23 protein-coding genes are annotated in these 20,697 nt (G+C 67.0%); 15 read left to right on the top strand and 8 right to left on the bottom strand.

The features are described from left to right. Positions 1-199: 199 nt before the first annotated feature. Positions 200-1,279, top strand: a complete 1,080-nt coding sequence (aroG, locus tag FOB47_RS15185; RefSeq protein WP_006578951.1) for a 3-deoxy-7-phosphoheptulonate synthase AroG — start codon at positions 200-202, stop codon at positions 1,277-1,279. Between the two features lie 45 nt (positions 1,280-1,324). On the opposite strand, the gene FOB47_RS15180 is transcribed toward aroG, so the two are convergent. The 4 genes from FOB47_RS15180 to FOB47_RS15165 all read right to left on the bottom strand — a co-directional run bounded on the left by FOB47_RS15180 (position 1,325) and on the right by FOB47_RS15165 (position 2,728). Continuing rightward, a complete protein-coding gene (locus FOB47_RS15180) occupies positions 1,325-1,579 on the bottom strand; it encodes a DUF2442 domain-containing protein (protein WP_006578950.1) in 255 nt (84 codons plus the stop codon). 5 nt (positions 1,580-1,584) lie between these two features. Further along, a complete protein-coding gene (locus FOB47_RS15175; RefSeq protein ID WP_244959434.1) occupies positions 1,585-1,890 on the bottom strand; it encodes a DUF4160 domain-containing protein in 306 nt (101 codons plus the stop codon). An 80-nt stretch (positions 1,891-1,970) separates the two neighbouring features. After that, positions 1,971-2,369: a c-type cytochrome gene (locus FOB47_RS15170; protein WP_174781452.1), complete on the bottom strand. Its 399-nt coding sequence runs from the start codon at positions 2,367-2,369 to the stop codon at positions 1,971-1,973. Between the two features lie 11 nt (positions 2,370-2,380). Next, complete coding sequence (locus FOB47_RS15165) at positions 2,381-2,728, bottom strand: c-type cytochrome (RefSeq protein ID WP_006578948.1); 348 nt, start codon at positions 2,726-2,728, stop codon at positions 2,381-2,383. 327 nt (positions 2,729-3,055) lie between these two features. Here FOB47_RS15165 and FOB47_RS15160 point away from each other — a divergent pair, with 327 nt between their 5' ends. From FOB47_RS15160 to FOB47_RS15150, 3 genes are read left to right on the top strand one after another with little or no spacing between them, the layout of a single operon-like run. After that, on the top strand, positions 3,056-3,946 hold the full coding sequence (locus FOB47_RS15160; RefSeq protein WP_053821478.1) for an AAA family ATPase: 891 nt from the start codon (positions 3,056-3,058) through the stop codon (positions 3,944-3,946). A 56-nt stretch (positions 3,947-4,002) separates the two neighbouring features. After that, positions 4,003-4,608 (top strand): GNAT family N-acetyltransferase, encoded by a 606-nt coding sequence (locus FOB47_RS15155; protein ID WP_174781451.1) that lies wholly within the window; start codon positions 4,003-4,005, stop codon positions 4,606-4,608. A 55-nt stretch (positions 4,609-4,663) separates the two neighbouring features. Continuing rightward, the gene (locus FOB47_RS15150; RefSeq protein ID WP_174781450.1) at positions 4,664-5,839 is read left to right on the top strand and encodes a vWA domain-containing protein; all 1,176 of its coding nucleotides are present in this window, start codon (positions 4,664-4,666) and stop codon (positions 5,837-5,839) included. Positions 5,840-5,848: 9 nt separating this feature from the next. Here FOB47_RS15150 and gcvA read toward each other — a convergent pair whose 3' ends face one another. Next, a complete protein-coding gene (gene gcvA / locus FOB47_RS15145; protein ID WP_174781449.1) occupies positions 5,849-6,751 on the bottom strand; it encodes a transcriptional regulator GcvA in 903 nt (300 codons plus the stop codon). 197 nt (positions 6,752-6,948) lie between these two features. Between gcvA and FOB47_RS15140 the strand changes: the two genes are divergently transcribed. From FOB47_RS15140 to FOB47_RS15130, 3 genes are all read left to right on the top strand, one after another. Beyond that, on the top strand, positions 6,949-7,935 hold the full coding sequence (locus FOB47_RS15140) for a Bug family tripartite tricarboxylate transporter substrate binding protein (protein ID WP_053821475.1): 987 nt from the start codon (positions 6,949-6,951) through the stop codon (positions 7,933-7,935). Between the two features lie 25 nt (positions 7,936-7,960). Further along, positions 7,961-8,845, top strand: a complete 885-nt coding sequence (locus FOB47_RS15135; protein WP_053821474.1) for an N-formylglutamate amidohydrolase — start codon at positions 7,961-7,963, stop codon at positions 8,843-8,845. 201 nt (positions 8,846-9,046) lie between these two features. Further along, positions 9,047-9,868: a BspC domain-containing protein gene (locus FOB47_RS15130; RefSeq protein WP_390884852.1), complete on the top strand. Its 822-nt coding sequence runs from the start codon at positions 9,047-9,049 to the stop codon at positions 9,866-9,868. A 51-nt stretch (positions 9,869-9,919) separates the two neighbouring features. Here FOB47_RS15130 and FOB47_RS15125 read toward each other — a convergent pair whose 3' ends face one another. Beyond that, positions 9,920-11,089, bottom strand: a complete 1,170-nt coding sequence (locus FOB47_RS15125) for a M14 family metallopeptidase (RefSeq protein ID WP_174781447.1) — start codon at positions 11,087-11,089, stop codon at positions 9,920-9,922. Between the two features lie 76 nt (positions 11,090-11,165). Continuing rightward, positions 11,166-11,963 carry a peroxide stress protein YaaA gene (yaaA, locus tag FOB47_RS15120; RefSeq protein ID WP_053821471.1) on the bottom strand — a complete coding sequence of 266 codons (798 nt, stop codon included), beginning with the start codon at positions 11,961-11,963 and terminating at the stop codon, positions 11,166-11,168. Positions 11,964-12,001: 38 nt separating this feature from the next. Between yaaA and FOB47_RS15115 the strand changes: the two genes are divergently transcribed. Continuing rightward, positions 12,002-12,538: a putative toxin-antitoxin system toxin component, PIN family gene (locus FOB47_RS15115; RefSeq protein WP_174781446.1), complete on the top strand. Its 537-nt coding sequence runs from the start codon at positions 12,002-12,004 to the stop codon at positions 12,536-12,538. A gap of 157 nt (positions 12,539-12,695) precedes the next feature. Further along, positions 12,696-13,787 (top strand): pyridoxal phosphate-dependent aminotransferase, encoded by a 1,092-nt coding sequence (locus tag FOB47_RS15110; protein ID WP_244959433.1) that lies wholly within the window; start codon positions 12,696-12,698, stop codon positions 13,785-13,787. An 87-nt stretch (positions 13,788-13,874) separates the two neighbouring features. Here FOB47_RS15110 and FOB47_RS15105 read toward each other — a convergent pair whose 3' ends face one another. Continuing rightward, a complete protein-coding gene (locus FOB47_RS15105) occupies positions 13,875-14,519 on the bottom strand; it encodes a glutathione S-transferase (RefSeq protein ID WP_174781445.1) in 645 nt (214 codons plus the stop codon). A 162-nt stretch (positions 14,520-14,681) separates the two neighbouring features. Here FOB47_RS15105 and FOB47_RS15100 point away from each other — a divergent pair, with 162 nt between their 5' ends. The 6 genes from FOB47_RS15100 to FOB47_RS15075 all read left to right on the top strand — a co-directional run bounded on the left by FOB47_RS15100 (position 14,682) and on the right by FOB47_RS15075 (position 20,616). Further along, positions 14,682-16,205: a 3-hydroxyacyl-CoA dehydrogenase gene (locus tag FOB47_RS15100; RefSeq protein WP_053821467.1), complete on the top strand. Its 1,524-nt coding sequence runs from the start codon at positions 14,682-14,684 to the stop codon at positions 16,203-16,205. Between the two features lie 64 nt (positions 16,206-16,269). Next, on the top strand, positions 16,270-17,049 hold the full coding sequence (locus tag FOB47_RS15095; protein ID WP_174781444.1) for an oxepin-CoA hydrolase, alternative type: 780 nt from the start codon (positions 16,270-16,272) through the stop codon (positions 17,047-17,049). A 39-nt stretch (positions 17,050-17,088) separates the two neighbouring features. Then, positions 17,089-18,174 carry a phosphotransferase gene (locus FOB47_RS15090; RefSeq protein ID WP_053821465.1) on the top strand — a complete coding sequence of 362 codons (1,086 nt, stop codon included), beginning with the start codon at positions 17,089-17,091 and terminating at the stop codon, positions 18,172-18,174. A 266-nt stretch (positions 18,175-18,440) separates the two neighbouring features. Beyond that, a complete protein-coding gene (locus tag FOB47_RS15085) occupies positions 18,441-19,427 on the top strand; it encodes a Bug family tripartite tricarboxylate transporter substrate binding protein (protein ID WP_390884851.1) in 987 nt (328 codons plus the stop codon). Positions 19,428-19,522: 95 nt separating this feature from the next. After that, positions 19,523-19,708, top strand: coding sequence for an oxidoreductase-like domain-containing protein (locus tag FOB47_RS15080; protein ID WP_174781443.1), 186 nt, complete (start codon positions 19,523-19,525; stop codon positions 19,706-19,708). Next, positions 19,705-20,616 (top strand): NAD-dependent protein deacetylase, encoded by a 912-nt coding sequence (locus tag FOB47_RS15075; RefSeq protein WP_244959432.1) that lies wholly within the window; start codon positions 19,705-19,707, stop codon positions 20,614-20,616. The genes FOB47_RS15080 and FOB47_RS15075 overlap by 4 nt, the downstream gene beginning before the upstream one ends. Positions 20,617-20,697: the final 81 nt, after the last annotated feature.

The raw sequence follows: 20,697 nt of genomic DNA, 5'->3' as shown, positions 1-20,697 counted from the left end.
CGCCAAGTTTTACTTTTACTTTTTTAGCGATCTCGCACCGCTGGCGGAAGGAGAGGATCAGTCGTAAGCGCCTCCCAAGATTGCAAGAAAGCCGCCAGCAGAACTGGCGGCTTTTTTTTGGCCCGATTTTCCGCCGCTGCCGCGGCACCCCGAATACCGAATCCCCCACCCTCACGACCTGACAAGACCTGGAGCCATCATGTTGAAGAACACCGACGACCTTCGTATTCGCGAACTGAAGGAGCTGCTGCCGCCGGCGCACCTGATCCGCGAGTTCTCCCTGTCGGAGAAGGCGTCGGACGTCATCTACGGCGCGCGCCAGGCGATGCACCGGATCCTGCACGGCATGGACGACCGGCTGATCGTCATCATCGGCCCCTGCTCGATCCACGATACCCGCGCCGCGCTCGAATACGCCAAGCTGCTGAAAGAGCAGCGCGATCGCTTCAGCAACGAGCTCGAGGTCGTGATGCGGGTCTACTTCGAGAAGCCGCGCACCACGGTCGGCTGGAAGGGGCTGATCAACGATCCGCACATGGACGGCAGCTTCAAGATCAACGACGGCCTGCGCACCGCGCGCGAGCTGCTGCTCAATATCAGCGAAATGGGCCTGCCCGCCGGCACCGAATATCTCGACATGATTTCGCCGCAGTACATCGCCGACCTGGTCAGCTGGGGCGCGATCGGCGCGCGCACCACCGAATCGCAGGTCCATCGCGAACTGGCTTCGGGACTGTCGTGCCCGGTCGGCTTCAAGAACGGCACCGACGGCAACGTCAAGATCGCGGTCGATGCGATCAAGGCCGCGTCGCAGCCGCACCATTTCCTGTCGGTGACCAAGGGCGGCCATTCGGCGATCGTGTCGACCTCGGGCAACGAGGACTGCCACATCATCCTGCGCGGCGGCAAGAACCCGAACTACGACGCCGACAGTGTGCAGCAGGCCTGCGACGCGATTTCCAAGGCCGGGCTCGCGGCACGGTTGATGATCGACGCCTCGCACGCCAACAGCAGCAAGAAGCATGAGAACCAGATCCCGGTCTGCGAGGACATCGGCCGCCAGCTCGCCGCCGGCGACGATCGCATCATCGGCGTGATGGTCGAATCGCACCTGATCGCCGGCCGCCAGGACCATGTCCAGGGGGCGCCGATCGACTCGCTGACCTACGGCCAGTCGGTCACCGACGCCTGCATCGGCTGGGACGATTCGGTGCGCGTGCTGGAGATCCTCGCCAATGCAGTGAAGGCACGGCGGCTGGCGAAGGGCAGCGGAAACTGAAACATTGATCTGGCGGCCGATACGCCGCCATCGTCGTGCGGGCGCCTACGATCCCATCAACGGGCGCCCGGTCACGTCCTCATACATCGCGTCCGGCGCAATATCGACCCCGTTTGGCCACACCACTGCGCCGTCGGCAATGGACGCCTTGGCGAAATAGGCTTCATCCGCCAACGGCGCAAACACGCCATGGAAATCATCGCGGGACATGTCCACGATGCCGCGCGTGCCATCGGCGAATTCAACGTCCAGTCGGTAATTTGGCAGGACAGCCAGACGGGTGACGTGCCATGCGGCCATTGCATTTACTCCAAGGGCGGGATGGGCTTTGGCATTTCGTGATTTCTGCACAGACGCCAATCTTCGGCCAATTCTGTTCGATGCGTCGCCGCCCACTCCAACACCAGTGCCAGGGCACGCCGAGGCAACGATCCGGCGATCACCTCGAGCGTATCGATTCGGATGATCGCTTCGGCATCGCCATAGCGCGCATGGAAATGGGCCGGCTCGTGATCACGCCAATACATCGTGATCACGATCCCAAAAAATATACTGATGGTTGGCACGCTGGCTCCCGCTGTCGAGGGAGCGCCATCGTATTGCGGTGTCATCTGGCCTTCGATCGATCCATGCCCAAGATATAAAAAAAAGCCGCCTCCAAGGAAGCGGCTTTTTTACCAATCGACCGAGCTTACCTCTTCAACACCAGATCGCCCGGCAGCGATTCGAGATAGGCGGCCATGTCCTTCAGTTCCTGCCGGGTGAACGGACGCGGCTTGCCATCCTTGCCGACCACGCCGGGGTTGGCGTTGACCTGGCCCTGCATGATCGCGTTGGAGCGGCCGACCTGCGGGTTGCCGTGGATCTGGTAGGCGACCAGCGCGTGGTACAGATAGCTGGCGTGCTGGCCGGCCAGCTTCGGATAGTCCGGCGCGATCGGGGAATTCATGTCGGCGCCGTGGCAGGCGGCGCAATTGCCCTTCTGCACCAGGGCCTTGCCGGCTTCGATATCGGCAGCCGCAGCCGACATCGCCGAGGCACCCAGCACGAGTGCGCCGAGCGCGAACGAGAGCGTCTTGAGCGTCTTCATGTCGGGTCCTCTCACTTCTGCGGATTGTCGCGGGTGTCGCGCTTCTGCTGCGCGTAGTACGCAGCCACATCGGCGATATCCTGGTCGCTCAGCGTCGCCGCGATGCCGCGCATCGTCGGATGCTTGCGGCCACCCTTCTTGTATTCCTGCAGCGCGTTCGCGATGTACTTCGCGCTCTGGCCCCCGATCATCGGCACTTCATACACCTCGGGAAACGAAGCCCGATATCCCGGAATACCGTGGCAGCCGATACACATCGCCACCTTATCCCGGGCTGCCTCCACATTGCCCTTGACTTCCTGGGCCTGCGCTGCCGTCGCGGCGGCGCCCAGCACCACCATCGTGAGGAGCTTTTTCATTGTCGTAGTCGGATTGGAAGGATTGAACCTTGCGTGACCTGCCCGAGCGGCCAGACATGGAACTCCCGCCGAATGCACGGCCGAGGCCGCGCGCATCGACCGTCATGCCGGCCATTCTTTCGTGATCGCCGCTTCCCGACCGGAGCCGCCGGGGTGCGACGTGGCGGCAGGGGAAGGAGGATGGACGTACGTGGGGGCGCGTCAAACCGGCGCATTGTACCGCACGCGGCACGCGGCAGTCCATAGAGCGGCGCCGTGAGCGCACGCGAACGGGAAAGCTCTTTTATACTGGCCCATTCCGACCCGAACGAAGCCTCAGAACGCGACATGACCGATACCGCCCAAGCCGCCGCTGGCGCCTCTGCCGCCCCCTCCGCCCGCTTCGAGGGCAGCGCCCACTACGTGGCCACCGACGACCTGAAGCTCGCCGTCAATGCCGCGCGCACGCTGCAGCGTCCGCTGCTGATCAAGGGCGAGCCCGGCACCGGCAAGACGATGCTGGCCGAGGAAGTGGCCGCCGCGCTGGGCATGCCGCTGCTGCAATGGCATATCAAGTCGACCACCAAGGCGCAGCAGGGCCTGTACGAATACGACGCGGTGTCCCGCCTGCGCGACTCGCAGCTCGGCGACGACCGCGTGCACGACATCCGCAACTACATCGTCAAGGGCGTGCTGTGGCAGGCGTTCGAGTCGGACGAGCCGGTGGTGCTGCTGATCGACGAGATCGACAAGGCGGACATCGAATTCCCCAACGACCTGCTGCGCGAAATCGACCGGATGGAGTTCTACGTCTACGAGACGCGCGAACTGATCCGCGCGAAGCACCGCCCGCTGGTCATCATCACGTCGAACAACGAGAAGGAACTGCCGGACGCCTTCCTGCGCCGCTGCTTCTTCCACTACATCAAGTTCCCCGACGCTGACACGATGCAGCGCATCGTCGACGTCCACTATCCGGGCATCAAGCGCGAGCTGGTCTCCGCCGCGCTCGAGGCGTTCTACGAGATGCGCAACCTGCCGGGCCTGAAGAAAAAGCCGTCGACCTCGGAGCTGATCGACTGGCTCAAGCTGCTGATGGCCGAGGACATTCCGCCCGAGGCGCTGCGCAGCCCGGACAAGAAGGCCGCGATCCCGCCGCTGCACGGCGCGCTGCTGAAGAACGAGCAGGACGTGCATCTGTTCGAGCGGCTGGTCTTCATGAACCGCGCCAACCGCTGAACGGCTGCCCCGCCCTCGTCGACCGTCGCACGTCCAAACCCTCGCCAGGAACCCCGATGACCCGTCTGATCGCGCCGATCGTGCTGGAAGGCCGGCACGTCATGCTGGAGCCGCTCGACGCCGCGCATGAAACCGAGCTGCGCGCGGCCGCCAGCGACGGCGAGCTGTGGAAGCTGTGGTACACCTCGGTGCCGACGCTCGACGGCCTGCGCGCGTGGATCGACACCGCGCTGGACCAGCGCGACCGCCTCGGCGCGATGCCGTTCGTGGTGCGGCGCGTGCAGGACGGCGTGGCCGGCCCGGTGGTCGGCTCGACGCGGATGTTCAATGTCGACGAGACCCATCGGCGGCTCGAGATTGGCCACACCTGGTATGCGCAGAGCGTGCAGCGCACCGCGGTCAACACCGAGTGCAAGCTGCTGTTGCTGGCGCACGCCTTCGAGCAGCTGCGCTGCATCGCGGTCGAATTCCGCACGCACTGGATGAACCACCAGAGCCGCGCCGCGATCGCGCGGCTCGGCGCCAAGCAGGACGGCGTGCTGCGCAACCACCAGGTAATGGCCGACGGCTCGCTGCGCGACACCGTGGTCTTCTCGATCATCGCCAGCGAATGGCCGACGGTGAAGCGCCATCTGCACTACCGCCTGGAGATGCCGCGCTGAGCGCCGGGGCTTTCCCCCCTCGCCCAGCCAGCCACCCGCGACACCGAGACCCGCCATGCTGATCGACTTCTTCTTCTCGCTGCGGCACGCCAAGCTGCCGGTATCCGTCAAGGAATACCTGACCATGCTGGAGGCGCTGAAGGCCCAGGTGATCGCGCCGTCGATCGACGAGTTCTACTACCTGTCGCGCATGACGCTGGTCAAGGACGAGAAGCACTTCGACAAGTTCGACCAGACCTTCGCGGCATACTTCAAGGGTGTCGAGAACCTGATCGACTGGAAGTCCGACATTCCGCTCGACTGGCTGCAGAAGACGCTCGAGCGCGAACTGTCGCCCGAGGAGAAGGCGAAGATCGAGGCGATGGGCGGGCTCGACAAGCTGATGGAGCGCCTGAAGCAGCTGCTCGAGGAACAGAAGGAAAAGCACGAGGGCGGCAACAAGTGGATCGGCACCGGCGGCACCTCGCCGTTCGGCCACGGCGGCTACAACCCCGAGGGCATCCGTATCGGCGGCCCGTCCAAGGGCAACCGCACCGCGATCAAGGTATGGGAGACGCGCGCCTATCGGGACTACGACGATCAGGTCGAACTGGGCACGCGCAACATCAAGGTCGCGCTGCGGCGGCTGCGCCGGTTCGCGCGCGAAGGCGCCGACACCGAACTCGATCTGGACGACACCATCCATTCGACCGCGGCGAACGCCGGCCTGCTTGACATCAAGCTGCGCCCCGAGCGGCACAACAAGGTCAAGGTGCTGATGCTGATGGATGTCGGCGGCTCGATGGACGACCACATCAAGCGCGTCGAGGAGCTGTTCTCGGCGGCCAAGACCGAGTTCAAGCATCTGGAGTACTACTACTTCCACAACTGCGTCTACGACTACGTGTGGAAGAACAACCGCCGCCGCCACGCGGAAAAGATCGCCACCTGGGACCTGATCCACAAGTACACGCCTGACTACAAGGTGATCTTCGTCGGCGACGCGACCATGAGCCCGTACGAGATCCTGCAGCCGGGCGGGTCGGTCGAATACAACAACGCCGAGGCGGGCGCGGTCTGGCTGACCCGGCTGATCGACCAGTTCCCGCGCTTCGTCTGGCTCAATCCCGAGCCGGAAGGGCTGTGGCAATACCGGCAGTCGATCTCGGTGATCAACCAGATCATGAAGGCGCGGATGTACCCGGTCACCATCGCGGGCCTCGAGCAGGCGATGAAGGTGCTGTCGAAGTAGGCCCGCCGCTCACACCACCACGTCGACCCCTTCCATCAGCCACTGCCGGAACGTCTGCAGCGCCGGCAGATGCTGCTTCTGCTCCGGATAGCACAGGTAATAGCCCTTCTTGCTGAGCACCCGCGCCGGATGCGCGACCACCAGCGCGCCGCTGGTCAGTTCCTGCTCGATCAGGCAGCGCGGGATCAGCGCGATGCCCAGGCCCGACAGCGCGGCCTGCGTCAGCAGCGAGAACTGGTCGAAGCGCGGCCCGCTCCAGGCCTCCCGCGTCGTCACGCCGAGCTCGCCCAGCCAGTCGGACCACGCCTCGGGCACCGTCGTATGGTGCAGCAGCGGATAGTTCAGCAGCGCCTGCGGCGACGCCGCCACGCCGTTGGGCTCGTTGGCGAGCAGACCCGGCCGGCATACCGGCAGCACCTCGCGCCCGGTCATGTAGTCGGCCAGGCTGCCCGGCCAGACACCGTCGCCGAAGCGGATCGCCGCGTCGAGGTCCGGCTGCGAGAAGTCATAGCCCTGCGCGTGCGGCACGAATTCCAGTGTGACCTCGGGATGCCGCTCGAAGAACTGCGGCAGCCGCGGAATCAGCCACTTGGCGCCGAGCGTCGGCATGCTGGCGATGTGCAGCGTGCCGCCGCGGCCCTGACTGGCCACCAGCTCGACGGTCGCGGCCTCGATCTCCTGCAGGCTGGGCCGGATCCGCTCCAGGTAGCGGCGGCCGGCATCGGTCAGCAGCAGCCGCTGACGGACGCGTTCGAACAGGTCCACGCCCAGCGACGACTCGAGCTGGCGGACCTGCTTGCTGACCGCGCCCTGCGTGACATGGAGCTCGCGGGCGGCCAGCGTAAAACTGAGATGACGGGCGGCGGCCTCGAAGGCCTGCAGCCCGGTCAACGACGGGCATAGGCGCCGCATGCGACTTCCTCGATTTCCCAGACTTCACGACCAAATGGAATGACCGTGCGATTTTAATTCGTTTGCACGGTTCTTGCAGATTTGCGCAGAATCACAAGCAAAGCTCAACGAGGCTTTCTAGCACAGCAACGACGGGCCCGCCCTGCCGGCGCCCTTACTCCCCCATTCCGTGTTGGACTCCCTTTTCAGGATCATTCATGCAACGCCGTAACATGCTCCGCCTCATCGCTGCCGGCTCGGCCGCCCTGGCCGCCGGCCTGTCGTTCCAGGCTGCCGCGCAGGGTTCGTACCCGACCAAGCCGATCACGCTGGTCGTGCCCTTCCCGGCCGGCGGCACCACCGACATCGTCGCCCGCATCGTCGCCGACAAGCTGGGCCAGCAACTGGGCCAAGCCGTGGTGGTCGACAACCGCGGCGGCGCCGGCGGCAGCATCGGCACCAGCTACCTGGCCAAGGCCACGCCGGACGGCTACACGATCGGCATCGCCACGGCCTCGACGCACGGCATCAACCCGGCGATCTACCCGCGCCTGCAGTACGACGCGACCAAGGACTTCACCACCATCACCAACCTGGCCTCGGTGCCGAACGTGATGAGCGTCCACCCGTCGGTCAAGGCCAACGACATGAAGGCCTTCATCGCGCTGGCGCAGTCGCAGCCGAACAAGCTGGCCTACGGTTCGGCCGGCAACGGCAGCGTGTCGCACATGATGGGCGAGCTGTTCAAGCTGAGCAGCAAGACCGAGCTGCTGCACGTGCCGTACAAGGGCGTCGGCCCGGCGCTGAACGACACGCTGGCCAACCAGGTGCAGATCCTGTTCGACAACCTGCCGTCGTCGCTGCCGTTCATCCAGGGCGGCAAGCTGCGCGCGCTGGCCGTCGCCGCGCCCAAGCGCGTTGCCGCGCTGCCGAACGTGCCGACTTTCGCCGAGCTGGGCCTGGCCGAGGTCAACGATTCGTCGTGGTTCGGCCTGATTGCCCCCGCCAAGCTGCCGGCCGACATCCAGACGAAGCTGCACGACGCTACCGTCAAGGTGCTGGCGATGCCCGAGGTCAAGGAGAAGTTCGAGAAGCTGGGCGCGACCCCGGTCGGCGACACGCCGGCGCACTTCGCCACCCAGATCAAGAACGAGGTGGCCAAGAACAAGCGCATCGCCGCCGCCGCCAAGATCTCGTTGGACTAAGCCGCAAGACCGAGCCGCAAGCATCATGACCGAAGCAGACCGAAAGAGCGCGGAGCGCCCTTACTTCCTGCAGCTGCCGGAAGGCGAGAGCAGCCCGCTCTTTCTCGATTCACCGCATAGCGCCACCAGCTACCCGGCGGACTTCCGCTACGCCGCCGGGCTGCCGCTGAACCTGCTGCGCCAGGCCGAGGACACCTTCGTCGACGAGCTGTACGCCGACGCGCCGAAGCAGGGCATCGCGCTGCTGTGCGCCGGCTTTCCGCGCAGCTACCTCGATGCCAACCGCGGCATCGAGGAGATCGACCAGGCCCTGCTCGACGCCCCGTGGCCGGGCCCGATGCAGGAAACGCCCAAGACCCGGCTCGGCAAGGGCCTGGTCTGGCGCGTGCTGGACACCGGCGAGGCGATCTACGATCGCCGGCTCAGCGTGGCCGAGGTGCAGGCGCGCATCGAGCGCTACTACCTGCCCTACTACGCGCAGCTGCAGAAGCTGGCCGACCGGGCGATCGCCGAGCACGGCAGCGCATGGCACATCAACTGCCATTCGATGCCCAGCGAGGCCGCGCAATACGCGACCGAACACCCGGGCCTGCAGCATCCGGACTTCGTCGTCGGCGACCGCGACGGCACCACCTGCGACAAGCGTTTCACCGACCTGGTCGAAGGCGTGCTGAAGGAAATGGGCTACGACGTCTGGCGCAACCACCCGTACAAGGGCGTGGAGATCGTGCGCGTGGTTGGTCAGCCCCAGGCCGGCCGCCACAGCCTGCAGCTCGAGATCAATCGCAAGCTGTACATGGACGAGGTGGCGCTGACCCGCAATGCGGGCTTCGACAAGCTCAAGCAGAACCTGAACGCGCTGCTTGCCGAGCTCGACCGCTTCGCCCGCACGGCCAGCGCGACGCGCTGAACGCGGGCCGCAAGGCCGGTAACGGTCCGGCCCGATCCGCGCGACCGTGGTGCCGCACTGGCGTCACGAGCGCACGGATCGGGCCCGGACCGCGCTCGGGACTGACCCTAGGTTGGCTGCCGCGAGGAACTTTGTGCAAAGGGTTTCCTCTATCATGGCAGTCTTTTGCCAACCACTTCGCCCCCGAAGCAAGCAGATCCCGTGATCCGACGAATTTCCATGCGGCTGCGCGCCCTCGCCGCCGCGGCCGCCGCCCTGATGCTGGCCGCCTGCGCCACCGCGCCCTCCGAGTCCGGCGACGCCGCCGGCCAGCAGGCCCAGGCCCCCGCCGCCAGCCCCGCACCGCAGGCCCCGGCGCCCGCACCGCGCGGCGCGACTTCCTACTCCGACAAGCAGGCGGTACCGCCGCCGGACAACGACAACTCCCCGACCAGGACCGTCACGCTGCCGCCCACCGGCCGCGTCAGCCTGGCCGAATACCGTGCGCAGATGCGCCAGCAGCTGATGCAGAGCGAGAACGCCAGCGCCGATGTGGCCGACTGCGCCGCGCACGCGAGCTGGGTGGTGCCGCGCTCGGCGACCTACGACGCGCTGCGCATTCCGACCGGCGCGCTCGCGTCGGGCCAGGCGGCGGTCGAGAGCTGGGAAGGCCGCTTCTCGCGCGGCAAGCAGGCGGTGCCGGTGACCTCGGTGGTGACCTTCTCGGCCGCCGCGCACCGCCGCAACGGGCAGTCGCGCTGGGACCCGGTCAAGGTCCGCTGCGGCTATGACGACGGCATGATGCTGGCCTACGAACTGCTGGACGACGACGGCGACATCATCGTCGAACCGGCCGCCAGGCCGGCCGTCAGCGTCGCCCCGGCGCGCAATGCCACGGCCAAGGGCCGCAAGGCCAAGGCCACCAGGTCGAGCCGCCCGGGCAAGGCCACGTCGGCCAAGTCGTCGGCCACCACGAAGAAGGCCGCGGCGAAGTCGACCTCTTCCAGCAAGTCGACGAAAAAGACCAGCAAGCCGTCGCGCTGACGCTGCCCCGCCGCATCGCCGCGGCATCACCGCCGCCCTCGGCGGCGGCGTTCAGTCCAGCTGCGCCAGGATCGCCTGCAGCATCGCCGCCCCGAGCAGCGCGCTGCGGGCGCCGTTCCAGCCGACCTCGGGCTGCGGCAGATCGGCGTTGTCCTTGAACGGCATCTCCAGCGTCAGCGACAGGCAACCGAACGCATGGCCGATGTACTTCGAGGCCAGCTTCAGCGCATCGGCGTTGTACTTGCTCGCCGCATAGCCATGCACGTCCTGGAAGTCCGGCGTGGCGCGCTTGAACGCCTCGACGAAACGCGCCTGCGCGGCGCGCTGGGACTCGGTGAAGCTCGGCAGCATCTCGCTGCCGGCAATGAAGTTGTACGGCAGCCCTTCGTCGCCGTGGATGTCGAAGAACAGATCGCAACCGGTCGATTCGATCGCGCGGCGCACGTGATGGACCTCGGGGCTGGACTCGAGGCTCGGCGCCATCCATTCGCGGTTCAGGTTCGCGCCGGCCGCGTTGGTGCGCAGATTGCCCAGCGCCGAGCCATCCGGATTCATGTTCGGCACGATATGGAACACGGCCTTCTGCAGCAGCCGTTCGGCGACGCCGTCGCCGGCCCAGATGCCGGTGCCGGTCAGCCGCTGCAGCACCCCTTCGACGAACCATTCGGCCATGGTCTCGCCCGGATGCTGGCGCGCGATCATCCAGATGGTCTTGCGCCCCTCATTGCCACCGTCACTGGCACCCTCGGGCGGCGCGCCGATCGTCACCACGGTCATGTCGCGGCCCTGCACCGTGCTGCCCAGATGCCTCAGCCGCGCACGCGGCGAACGCTGACAGGTGCCGAGCAGCGCCAGATGGCGCTCCTCGGGATACGGCTCGAAATAGGCCAGCCAGACGCTGTCGTGGACCGGCGTGAATTCCACCGTCATCACCTGCCCGTCGAAGCGCGTCGGCACACGGAACCAGTGCACGCGGTCGTACGAGGCCACGGCGCGGTAGTCGCGCCAGCCGTCCGGATAGGTGCAATCGCCGGCGTTCAGGAACTGCAGCCGGCAGGGCTGGCCGGCCGCGCCATGCAGCCCGAAATGGAACCACTGGCGGAAGTCGGCATGCGAATCGGCGCGGATGCGCAGCCGGATATCGTCGGCGCGGTCCAGCGCCTCGACTTCGATCGCGCCGGAATCGAACCGGCTGGAGATATGCAGCGCTGCGGTCTTCATGTCTGAGCCTCGCAAGACGAATTCGTGGTTGGCCGGCCGCGCGTGTGGCCAGCGGGCCAAGGCAACGGGCGCGGCCTCAGTCTTCCAGCCGGCGGCGGAACACCCAGCGCGTCGCGTCGGACGCCTTCGCGTCGTAGGCGTAGCCGTCCTCGGCAAATTTCTTCAGGCCAGCCGCATCGGTGATGCGCCGGGTCACCGCGAAGCGCGCCATCGTGCCGCGGGCCCGCTTGGCGTGGAACGAGATGATCTTGTAGCGGCCGCCCTTCCAGTCCTCGAACACCGGCGTGATCACGCGCGCGTCCAGCACCTTCGGCCGGACGGCCTTGAAGTACTCCTCGGAAGCCAGATTGACGAGCGTGGGCGCACCCTCGCCCTTCAGCGCGGCAAGATCCTTGTTCAGCAGCTGCGTCACGTCGTCGCCCCAGAACGCGTACAGGTCCTTGCCGGCGTCGTTGGCCAGCCGCGTGCCCATCTCGAGCCGGTACGGCTGCATCCAGTCCAGCGGCCGCAGCACGCCGTACAGGCCCGACAGGATGCGCAGATGGCGCTGCGCGAAGGCCAGGTCGTCGTCGGACAGGTTCGGCGCGTCCAGCCCCTCATAGACATCGCCGTTGAAGGCCAGCACCGCGGGCTTGCTGTTGCGCACCGTGAACTTGGGCGTCCAGTCGGCGTAGCGCGTCGCGTTCAGCACCGCCAGCTTGTCGGAGATGTCCATCAGCGTGCCGATTTCCTGCGGCGCCAGCGCGCGCAGGCGTTCGATCAGCTGCGCGGAACGCGGGATCAGCCGCGGCAGGTGGCTGGCATTGAGCGGGGGCCGGACGCGGGGCGGCGTCTCGTAGTCCAGCGACTTGGCGGGCGACAGAACGATCAACATGGCAGAATGCGGCAGAAACAAAGTCCAGATTGTAACGAATGCACAACCCCTCTACCGGGCCGGACATCGCATCCGACACCGACCCCGTTGCCAATGGCGCTTCGCCGCCGCCCGCCGTGCCCGCCCCCCGCGTGGTACTGGACTCCAACGTCTGGATCGACCTGCTGGTCTTCCGCGATCCGCACGCCGAGCCGATTCGCACCGCGCTGCGGGATGGCGCCATCGCACCGCTGATCCGAGCCGATTGCCGCGAGGAATTGCGACGGGTGCTGGCCTACCCGCAGTTCGCCCGCTTCGAGGTCGATATCGACGAGGCGCTGGCCACCGTCGACAGGCTGACGACCGCGGTCGCGCCGCCCTGCCCGACGCAGGCCGAGGCGATCCGGCTGCCGCGCTGCCGCGACGGCGACGACCAGAAGTTCATCGAGCTGGCGCACTTCGCCGGCGCCGATTGCCTGGTGTCGAAGGACAAGGCGGTACTCAAGCTCGCGGGGCGGCTGCGCCGCAGCAGCGGCGTCGCGGTGCTGACGCCGCAGGCCTTCGCGCCGTGGCTGGCCGCGCGGCCGGCGCGCTAGAATCGCCTGCGCTTGTCGCGCCGCCTGTGGCCGCCTCGATTTCCCTGCCATCCGATTGACGATTTGACGATTTGACGATTGACGCCATGTCCGCCGACGCCCCGCTCCGCCCTCCCCCTCCCGCCTGCCCAATGTAGGCACCACCATCTTCACCGTGATGTCGGCGCTTGCCGCCGAGAAAAATGCGGTCAACCTGGGCCAGGGCTTTCCGGACTTCGACTGCGATCCGAAGATCGTCGACGCGGTCACGCGCGCGATGCAGGGCGGCCTGAACCAGTACCCGCCGATGGCGGGCGTGCCGAAGCTGCGCCAGGCCATCGCCGACAAGATCGGCAAGCTCTATGGCCGCGCCTACGACGCCGACAGCGAAATCACGGTGACCGCCGGCGCGACACAGGCGCTGCTGACCGCGATCCTGTGCGCGGTCCATCCGGGCGACGAAGTGATCGTGCTGGAGCCGTGCTACGACAGCTATCTGCCTGCGATCGAACTGGCCGGCGGCAAGCCGGTGCCGGTCACGCTCGACGCGCCGCACTTCCGCATCCCGTTCGACCGCCTCGCCGCCGCGATCACGCCGCGCACGCGCATGATCCTGATCAACACGCCGCACAACCCGACCGGCACGATCTGGCGCGAGGAAGACATGCGCCAGCTGGCGGAGCTGCTGGCGGGCACCGATATCCTGCTGCTGTCGGACGAGGTCTATGAGCACATGGTCTACGACGGCCAGTCGCACCAGTCGGTGGCGCGCCATCCGGAACTGGCGCGGCGCAGCTTCGTCGTGTCGAGCTTCGGCAAGACCTATCACGTGACCGGCTGGAAGGTCGGCTATGTCGCCGCGCCGGCCGCGCTGATGGCCGAATTCCGCAAGGTCCACCAGTTCAATGTGTTCACCGTCAATACGCCGGTGCAGCACGGGCTGGCCGACTACATGGCGGACCCCGCGCCCTATCTTGAATTGCCGGCCTTCTACCAGGCCAAGCGCGATTACTTCCGCGCGGGGCTGGCCGATACGCGCTTCAGGCTGCTGCCGTCGGACGGCACCTACTTCCAGTGCGTCGACTATTCGGCGGTCTCGGACATGAGCGAGGCGGACTTCGCGATGTGGCTGACGCGGGAGATCGGCGTCGCGGCGATTCCGGTGTCGGCGTTCTATTCGCAGCCGCGCGAATCCGGTGTGGTGCGCTTCTGCTTCGCCAAGCGGGAGGAGACGCTGGCGCTCGCGCTGGAGCGGCTGCGCAAGCTGTGAGTTTGAACGGGCGGTCGGCGCGATGCGACCGCCCGTTGCCCCCTCCCGCTGAGGGGAGGGGCGTGGTTCCAAACCGCGCTCGCGCTCTTACGGCTTGTTCCGGCTCAGCATCAACTCGGTGTTCGTCTTGCGGTCCGCGTTGACCTTCTGCACCGTCGGCCGCTCGCTCATCCGCTTCAGATAGTCCTTGACCGGCAGGTCGGCCAGCATGTCGGTGCCGTAAATGATCCTGGTGCACGCCGACACCAGCGGCAGATGGACCACCGCGGCGCAGTCCGCCAGCGTGAAGCTGTCGCCGGCCACATACGGCGAGAACTTCGCCAGTTTGGCGAACGCGGGAATGTAGCGGGTCAGCAGCTTCTGCTGGCGCTCCTTGACCCCGTCGCTGACCTTGCCGCCGAAAAACGCCTCGGGATAGAGCTCCCGCACGGTCAGCTCCAGATACAGTTCCATGTAGGTGACCAGCTCGCGCACCTTGCCGGCGGCCAGCGGATCGGCCGGCAGCAGCGGGGTCTGCGGATAGGCGGCCTCCAGGTACTCGGCGATCACCTCCGATTCGCACAGCGTGCCGCCATCGGCGATGATGTACGGCACCTTGCCCAGCGGCGAGGCGTTCAGGTCGGTCTCGCCGATCCAGGCCAGCACCTCCTCGAACGGCACATTCTTTTCCAGCAGCGCCAGCTTGACCTTGTTGTAGTAGTTGCTGGCGGCAAAGCCGCAGAGCTTCAGCATCGGTATGTCTCCTTTGTTGTGCTGCGTTCTCCCTGACGGGATCGGTGGCCGCGCCCCGGCTTGTCTGGCCGATCAGCGCACGCGCCGGCGCGGCAGTGTTCACGCAACGAGTGCAAAAACCGCACGAGCGTGCTAATTTAACCACAACTTTTTGGAAGCACGATGAGCACTTTGACTATCGACACCCTCGGCATCGTGGGCACCGGCGCAATGGGCCGGGGTATTGCCCAGATCGCGGCGCAGGCCGGCCTGACCGTCCGCCTGTTCGACACCAATCCCCAGGCCGTGGCGGCCGCCCGGCAGTATCTGCAGGACACGCTGGCCAAGCTCGCCGACAAGGGCAAGATCAGCAGCGACGATGCCGCCGCCACGCTCGCGCGCGTGCAGCCGTGCGGCGCGCTCGAGGAGATGGCCGATTGCGACATGGTGCTCGAGGCCATCGTCGAGCGGCTCGACGTCAAGCGCGATCTCGTTGCCAAGCTCGAAGCGATCGTGCGCGAGAACGCGGTAATCGCGTCGAACACGTCGTCGCTGTCGATCACCGCGATCGCGGTCGGCGCCAGGCACCCGGGGCGCGTCGTCGGCTATCACTTCTTCAACCCGGTGCCGCTGATGAAGGTCGTCGAGGTGATCGACGGCCTGTCCGGCGATCCGGCGGTCGGCGATGCGCTGATGGCGCTGTCGCGCCGCATGGGCCATACGCCGGTGCGCTGCAAGGACATGCCCGGCTTCATCGTCAACCACGCCGGCCGCGGCATGAACATCGAGGGGCTGAAGGCCGCGCAGGAAGGCGTGGCCGAGTTCGCCGACATCGACGCGATCATGCGCGAGCAGGCGGGCTTCCGCATGGGCCCGTTCGAGCTGATGGACCTGACCGGGCTCGACGTGTCGCACCCGGTGATGGAGTCGATCTACAACCAGTTCTACCAGGAGCCGCGCTACCGGCCGTCGCCGATCACGGCGATCCGTCAGGTCGGCGGGCTGCTGGGCCGCAAGACCGGCGCGGGCTTCTACCGCTACGCCGATGGCCAGAAGCAGGTCCCCGCCACCGCACCGGTGCCGAGCGCCCGGCCGGCCAGCATCTGGGTCAGCCGCGACAGCGAGCGCGGCCATGCGATGGTGGTCAAGCTGCTGACCGCGATGGGCGTGACGCCCGAAGGCGGCAACGCCCCGTCGGCCGAGGCGCTGATCGTGGTCACGCCGCTGGGGCTGGATGCCACCAGCTGCGCGCTGCAGCAGGGCCTGGACGCGAGCCGCGTGGTCGCCATCGACACGCTGCTGCCGTTCGAGGCCACCAAGCGGCGCACGCTGATGACGACGCCCGCCACCAGCGCCGCAATGCGCGACGCGGCGCACGGCCTGTTCGCCAGCGACGGCGTGCCGGTCACGGTGATCCGCGACTCGGCCGGCTTCGTCGCCCAGCGCATCGTCTCCTGCATCGTCAATATCGCCTCCGATATCGCGCAGCAGCGCATCGCGACGCCGTCGGACATCGACCTTGCCGTCAATCTGGGCCTCGGCTACCCGAAGGGTCCGCTGGCGCTGGGCGATGCGATCGGCCCGCAGCTGATTCTCGAGGTGCTGCGCAATATGGAGCGGCTGACCGGCGACATGCGCTATCGCCCGAGCCCGTGGCTGTGGCGCCGCGCGAGCCTGGGCCTGTCGCTGCTGACCGAGGAAGCCTGACGCTTCCTTGCCGCCCTTCCCCGGGCCTTCCTTCTCTCCTACCACGCCACCGAGCCGAGCCGCCATGCCTGCCCAACTGCTGTCCGAACGCGTCGATGCGACGCTGGTGCTGACCATCTCGAATCCGGAAATGCGCAATGCGCTCGGCCCGGAGATCTACCTCGCGACGAAGGAAGCCCTGCAGGCCGCCGAGCAGGACAACGGCATCCGCTCGGTGGTGCTGACCGGCGCCGACGGCATGTTCTGCGCCGGCGGCAACCTGAACCGGCTGCTGGGCAACCGCGCGCAGCCGCCGCAGGTGCAGGCCGACAGCATCACGATGCTGCATGCCTGGATCGAGAGCCTGCATGCGTTTCCGAAGCCGATCATCGCGGCCGTCGAGGGCGCTGCCGCCGGCGCGGGCTTCTCGCTGGTGCTCGCCTGCGATTTCGTGGTGGCGGCCAGCAATGCCAAGTTCGTGATGGCCTACGTCAAGGTGGGCCTGACGCCGGACGGCGGCGGCTCGTACGAGCTGGCGCGCGCGCTGCCGCGCCAGCTGGCCTCCGAGCTGCTGATCGAGGGCAAGACCGTCGACGCGCAGCGGCTCGCGCAATTCGGCCTGGTCAATCGCGTGACCGAGCCGGGCCAGGCGCTCGGCGAAGCGCTGCGCCTGGGCCAGTCGCTCGCGGCGCAGTCCTCGCACGCGATGGGCCGCATCAAGGGTCTGATCAATCAGGCCGGCACGCTGTCGCTGAACGCGCATCTGGCGCAGGAGCGCGAGAACTTCGTCGCCGCGCTGCATCACCCCGACGGCGGCGAAGGCATCAGCGCCTTCCTGGAGAAGCGCAAGCCGAACTATCGTTGAAGCCGCACCGATCCCGATAAAAAAGACACCGGAGACAGCATGAGCAGCAATCTTTCCCACTTCGAGGGCACGCGCCCGGTCGCCGACCAGCAGCGCTTCGATACCGCGGCGCTCGAGGCCTGGCTGCGCGACCATGTCGAGGACTTCGCCGGCCCGCTGACCGTCGAGCAGTTCAAGGGCGGCCAGTCCAACCCCACCTTCAAGCTGATCACCCCGGGCCGCACCTATGTGATGCGCGCCAAGCCGGGGCCGAAGTCGAAGCTGCTGCCGTCGGCGCACGCGATCGAGCGCGAGTACCGCGTGATGGCGGCGCTGGCGAACACCGACGTGCCGGTCGCGCGCATGTACGCGCTGTGCGAGGACGAGGCCGTGATCGGCCGCGCCTTCTACATCATGGAATACGTCAACGGCCGCGTGCTGTGGGACCAGTCGCTGCCGGGCATGAGCACCAGCGAACGCGCCGCGATCTACGACGAGATGAACCGCGTGATCGCCGCGATGCATACCGTCGACTACCAGGCCATCGGGCTGGGCGACTACGGCAAGCCGGGCAATTACTTCGCGCGCCAGATCGAGCGCTGGACCAAGCAGTACAAGCTGTCTGAGACCGAGAAGATCGACGCGATGGACGCGTTGATGGACTGGCTGCCGCACCATATCCCCGAGGAAGACCAGGACCTGACCAGCATCGTCCATGGCGACTACCGGCTCGACAACCTGATGTTCCACCCCACCGAGCCGCGTGTGCTCGCGGTGCTGGACTGGGAACTGTCGACGCTGGGCCATCCGATGGCCGACTTCGGCTATCACTGCATGAGTTGGCATATCGCGCCGGGCCAGTTCCGCGGCATCGCGGGGCTCGACTACGCCGCGCTCGGCATTCCTGACGAGGCGACCTACCGCCGCATGTACGAGCAGCGCACCGGGCGCCAGATCACCGGCGACTGGAACTTCTACCTGGCCTTCAGCATGTTCCGTATCGCCGGCATCCTGCAGGGCATCGCCAAGCGCGTGGTCGACGGCACCGCTTCGTCCGCGCAGGCGGTCGACGCCGGCAAGCGGGCCCGGCCGATGGCCGAGATGGGCTGGCAGTACGCGCAGAAGGCGAAGCAGCGGATCGCCTGAGCCGGACACCGGCGATCCACCGTGGTCTGACGAGGGCCGGTGCGGCGATGAGCCGTGCCGGCCCTTTTGTCGTTGTGTGGCGCTCGTGCAGCATGCACGTCGTATTGTCTGACGACATATAACGTCAACGCCTTGGAGCCCCCCCCGGGATTTCCCTGAATCCGGCGAAATTTCCCTACTTGCCTGCTGGACGGCGTGCATATGGCCTCTTATGATGGCGACCATTGTTGTATGACGACTGACAAATAACCCGTTCCGGAGACATCATGCACGCACGCCGCCGCTTCCTCAGAATCGCCTCCACCGCCGCCCTCGCCGCTGCCGCCGCGCCATTGGCGGCGCCGGCGTTGGCCGCCGACAGCTGGCCTAACCGCCCGATCCGGCTGGTGGTGCCCTATCCCGCCGGCGGGTCGTCGGACATCATCGCCCGCCTGATCAGCAAGCAGCTGGGCGAGGCGCTGGGCCAGCCGGTCGTGGTCGACAACCGTCCGGGCGCCAACGGCAACGTCGGCGCCGCCTTCGTGGCGCAGTCCGGCGGCGACAACCACACGCTGCTGCTGTGCGACGTCGGCGCGCTGGCGATCAGCCCGTCCGTCTATACCAAGCTGACCTTCGACCCGGCCAAGGACCTGAAGGGCGTCAGCATGCTGGCCTACTCGCCGCACATGCTGGTGGTCAACCCGTCGGTGCAGGCCAATACGCTGAAGGACCTGGTCGAGATGTCCAAGCGCGGCGAGCTGAATTTCGCCGTCACCGCGATCGGCAGCGCCCCGCATCTGGCCGGCGTGGCCGTGCAGCAGGCCACCGGCGCCAAATGGCAATACGTGCCGTACAAGGGCGGCGCGCAGGCGATTGCCGATACGGTCGGCGGCACCGCGCAGGTGCTGATGAACGGCATGCTGGCCACGCTGCCGCACGTGCAGAGCGGCAAGCTGAAGGCGATCGCGGTCTCCAAGCGCACGCGCATGCCGCTGGTCGGCAATCTGCCGACGATCGCCGAACAGGGCGTGGCCAATTTCGAATCGGGCACCTGGCAGGGCGTGATGGCACCGGCCAGGATGCCGGACGCCGCGGTGACGCGCCTGAACGCCGAGCTCGTGCGCATCATCCGCTCGCCCGAAGTGCGCGCGCAGCTGGCCGGCCAGGGCGCCGAGGTGGTGACGATGACGCCGGCGGAAACCAACCGCTTCTTCGCCACCGAAAAGACCCGCTGGGCCGCGGTGGTCAAGCAGGCCGGCATCAAGCTCGACTGAGGGCGGCCACAGGCCCTTCGGGCCTGTGCCGTCACGGGCAAGGCCGGAACGGCAAGCGTATACTGGCCGTTGCTATAGGTTTTCGCCCGTTCGCTGTGTCCGCCCCTTCTCCTCTCGACGATCCCCGCCCGCTGCCGCCCAACCGGCCCGACGACGACGCCTGCTGCGGCAGCGGCTGCAGCCCCTGCATCTTCGACTTCTACTACGAGGAAATGGAGCGCTACCGGCAGGAGCTGAAGGACTGGCTGGTGCGGCATCCCGAGCAGGCATCCTCGTCGTGACCGCCCAGATGCCGGGCACTGCCGCCCCGATTGCCTCCTCGATTGCGGCCTCGAACGCAACCGACGGTCCGCCTCATGGCGATGCCGACGCACTGATCGACTTCGTGCGCTGCCACCCGCGGCTGCTGGTGCTGACCGGCGCCGGCATCAGCACCGACTCGGGCATCCCCGGCTATCGCGATGCCGATGGCAACTGGCGTGCGAGCACGCCGATCCAGCACCGCGAATTTCTCGAATCGCACGCGCGCCGGCAGCGTTATTGGGCGCGCAGCATGGTGGGCTGGCCGATCATGTCGCGCGCGTTGCCCAACGACGCGCACCGCGCGCTGGCCCGGCTGCAGCAGGCCGGGCATGTCGAGGCGCTGGTCACGCAGAATGTCGATGGCTTGCATCAGGCTGCGGGCAGCACCGGCGTGATCGAGCTGCACGGCAGCCTGGCTTCGGTAGTCTGCCTCGCTTGCGGCGAACGGCATCCGCGCGGCGAGATCCAGCGCGAACTTGAAGCGGCCAACCCGGCCATCGCCGGCCTGTCCGCCGTGCCGTCGGCCGACGGCGACGCGCATCTCGAGCCCGACGACCTGCACGGCTTCACGGTGCCGCACTGCCGCCGCTGCGCGGGCGTCATCAAACCCGATGTGGTGTTCTTCGGCGATTCGGTGCCGCGCGATCGCGTGGCCAGGGTCCATGAGGCGTTGACCCGTGCCGATGCGCTGCTGGTCGTGGGCTCCTCGCTGATGGTCTATTCCGGATACCGCTTCTGCGTCGCCGCTGCGCAGGCCGGCAAGCCGGTGGTCGCCATCAATCTCGGCCGCACTCGCGCCGATCCCCTTCTGACGATGAAGATCGCCGCGCCCTGCGGCGCCACGCTGACGCGCCTCGATGCCGCGTTGCGCAACATCGCCGCCTGACTTCGCAGCAAATTCAATACGAATAAGTCGCAAATCGGAAACGGCCGTCAACCACCGACAGTTGAGACATCAATTCGGTAG

Origin of the sequence: Cupriavidus gilardii, from assembly GCF_013347325.1 — a bacterium.
In the GTDB taxonomy this organism is placed as follows: Bacteria; Pseudomonadota; Gammaproteobacteria; order Burkholderiales; family Burkholderiaceae; genus Cupriavidus; species Cupriavidus gilardii.
The sequence above is the reverse complement of the archived record's forward strand: the minus strand, read 5'-3'. Positions and strand labels throughout refer to the sequence as shown.

Bases quoted from the DNA above. Each gene is read 5' to 3' on its own strand.
- aroG (WP_006578951.1), top strand. From the start codon at position 200: ATGTTGAAGAACACCGACGACCTTCGTATTCGCGAACTGAAGGAGCTG.
- FOB47_RS15180 (WP_006578950.1), bottom strand. From the start codon at position 1,579: ATGGCCGCATGGCACGTCACCCGTCTGGCTGTCCTGCCAAATTACCGA.
- FOB47_RS15175 (WP_244959434.1), bottom strand. From the start codon at position 1,890: ATGACACCGCAATACGATGGCGCTCCCTCGACAGCGGGAGCCAGCGTG.
- FOB47_RS15170 (WP_174781452.1), bottom strand. From the start codon at position 2,369: ATGAAGACGCTCAAGACGCTCTCGTTCGCGCTCGGCGCACTCGTGCTG.
- FOB47_RS15165 (WP_006578948.1), bottom strand. From the start codon at position 2,728: ATGAAAAAGCTCCTCACGATGGTGGTGCTGGGCGCCGCCGCGACGGCA.
- FOB47_RS15160 (WP_053821478.1), top strand. From the start codon at position 3,056: ATGACCGATACCGCCCAAGCCGCCGCTGGCGCCTCTGCCGCCCCCTCC.
- FOB47_RS15155 (WP_174781451.1), top strand. From the start codon at position 4,003: ATGACCCGTCTGATCGCGCCGATCGTGCTGGAAGGCCGGCACGTCATG.
- FOB47_RS15150 (WP_174781450.1), top strand. From the start codon at position 4,664: ATGCTGATCGACTTCTTCTTCTCGCTGCGGCACGCCAAGCTGCCGGTA.
- gcvA (WP_174781449.1), bottom strand. From the start codon at position 6,751: ATGCGGCGCCTATGCCCGTCGTTGACCGGGCTGCAGGCCTTCGAGGCC.
- FOB47_RS15140 (WP_053821475.1), top strand. From the start codon at position 6,949: ATGCAACGCCGTAACATGCTCCGCCTCATCGCTGCCGGCTCGGCCGCC.
- FOB47_RS15135 (WP_053821474.1), top strand. From the start codon at position 7,961: ATGACCGAAGCAGACCGAAAGAGCGCGGAGCGCCCTTACTTCCTGCAG.
- FOB47_RS15125 (WP_174781447.1), bottom strand. From the start codon at position 11,089: ATGAAGACCGCAGCGCTGCATATCTCCAGCCGGTTCGATTCCGGCGCG.
- yaaA (WP_053821471.1), bottom strand. From the start codon at position 11,963: ATGTTGATCGTTCTGTCGCCCGCCAAGTCGCTGGACTACGAGACGCCG.
- FOB47_RS15115 (WP_174781446.1), top strand. From the start codon at position 12,002: ATGCACAACCCCTCTACCGGGCCGGACATCGCATCCGACACCGACCCC.
- FOB47_RS15110 (WP_244959433.1), top strand. From the start codon at position 12,696: ATGTCGGCGCTTGCCGCCGAGAAAAATGCGGTCAACCTGGGCCAGGGC.
- FOB47_RS15105 (WP_174781445.1), bottom strand. From the start codon at position 14,519: ATGCTGAAGCTCTGCGGCTTTGCCGCCAGCAACTACTACAACAAGGTC.
- FOB47_RS15100 (WP_053821467.1), top strand. From the start codon at position 14,682: ATGAGCACTTTGACTATCGACACCCTCGGCATCGTGGGCACCGGCGCA.
- FOB47_RS15095 (WP_174781444.1), top strand. From the start codon at position 16,270: ATGCCTGCCCAACTGCTGTCCGAACGCGTCGATGCGACGCTGGTGCTG.
- FOB47_RS15090 (WP_053821465.1), top strand. From the start codon at position 17,089: ATGAGCAGCAATCTTTCCCACTTCGAGGGCACGCGCCCGGTCGCCGAC.
- FOB47_RS15085 (WP_390884851.1), top strand. From the start codon at position 18,441: ATGCACGCACGCCGCCGCTTCCTCAGAATCGCCTCCACCGCCGCCCTC.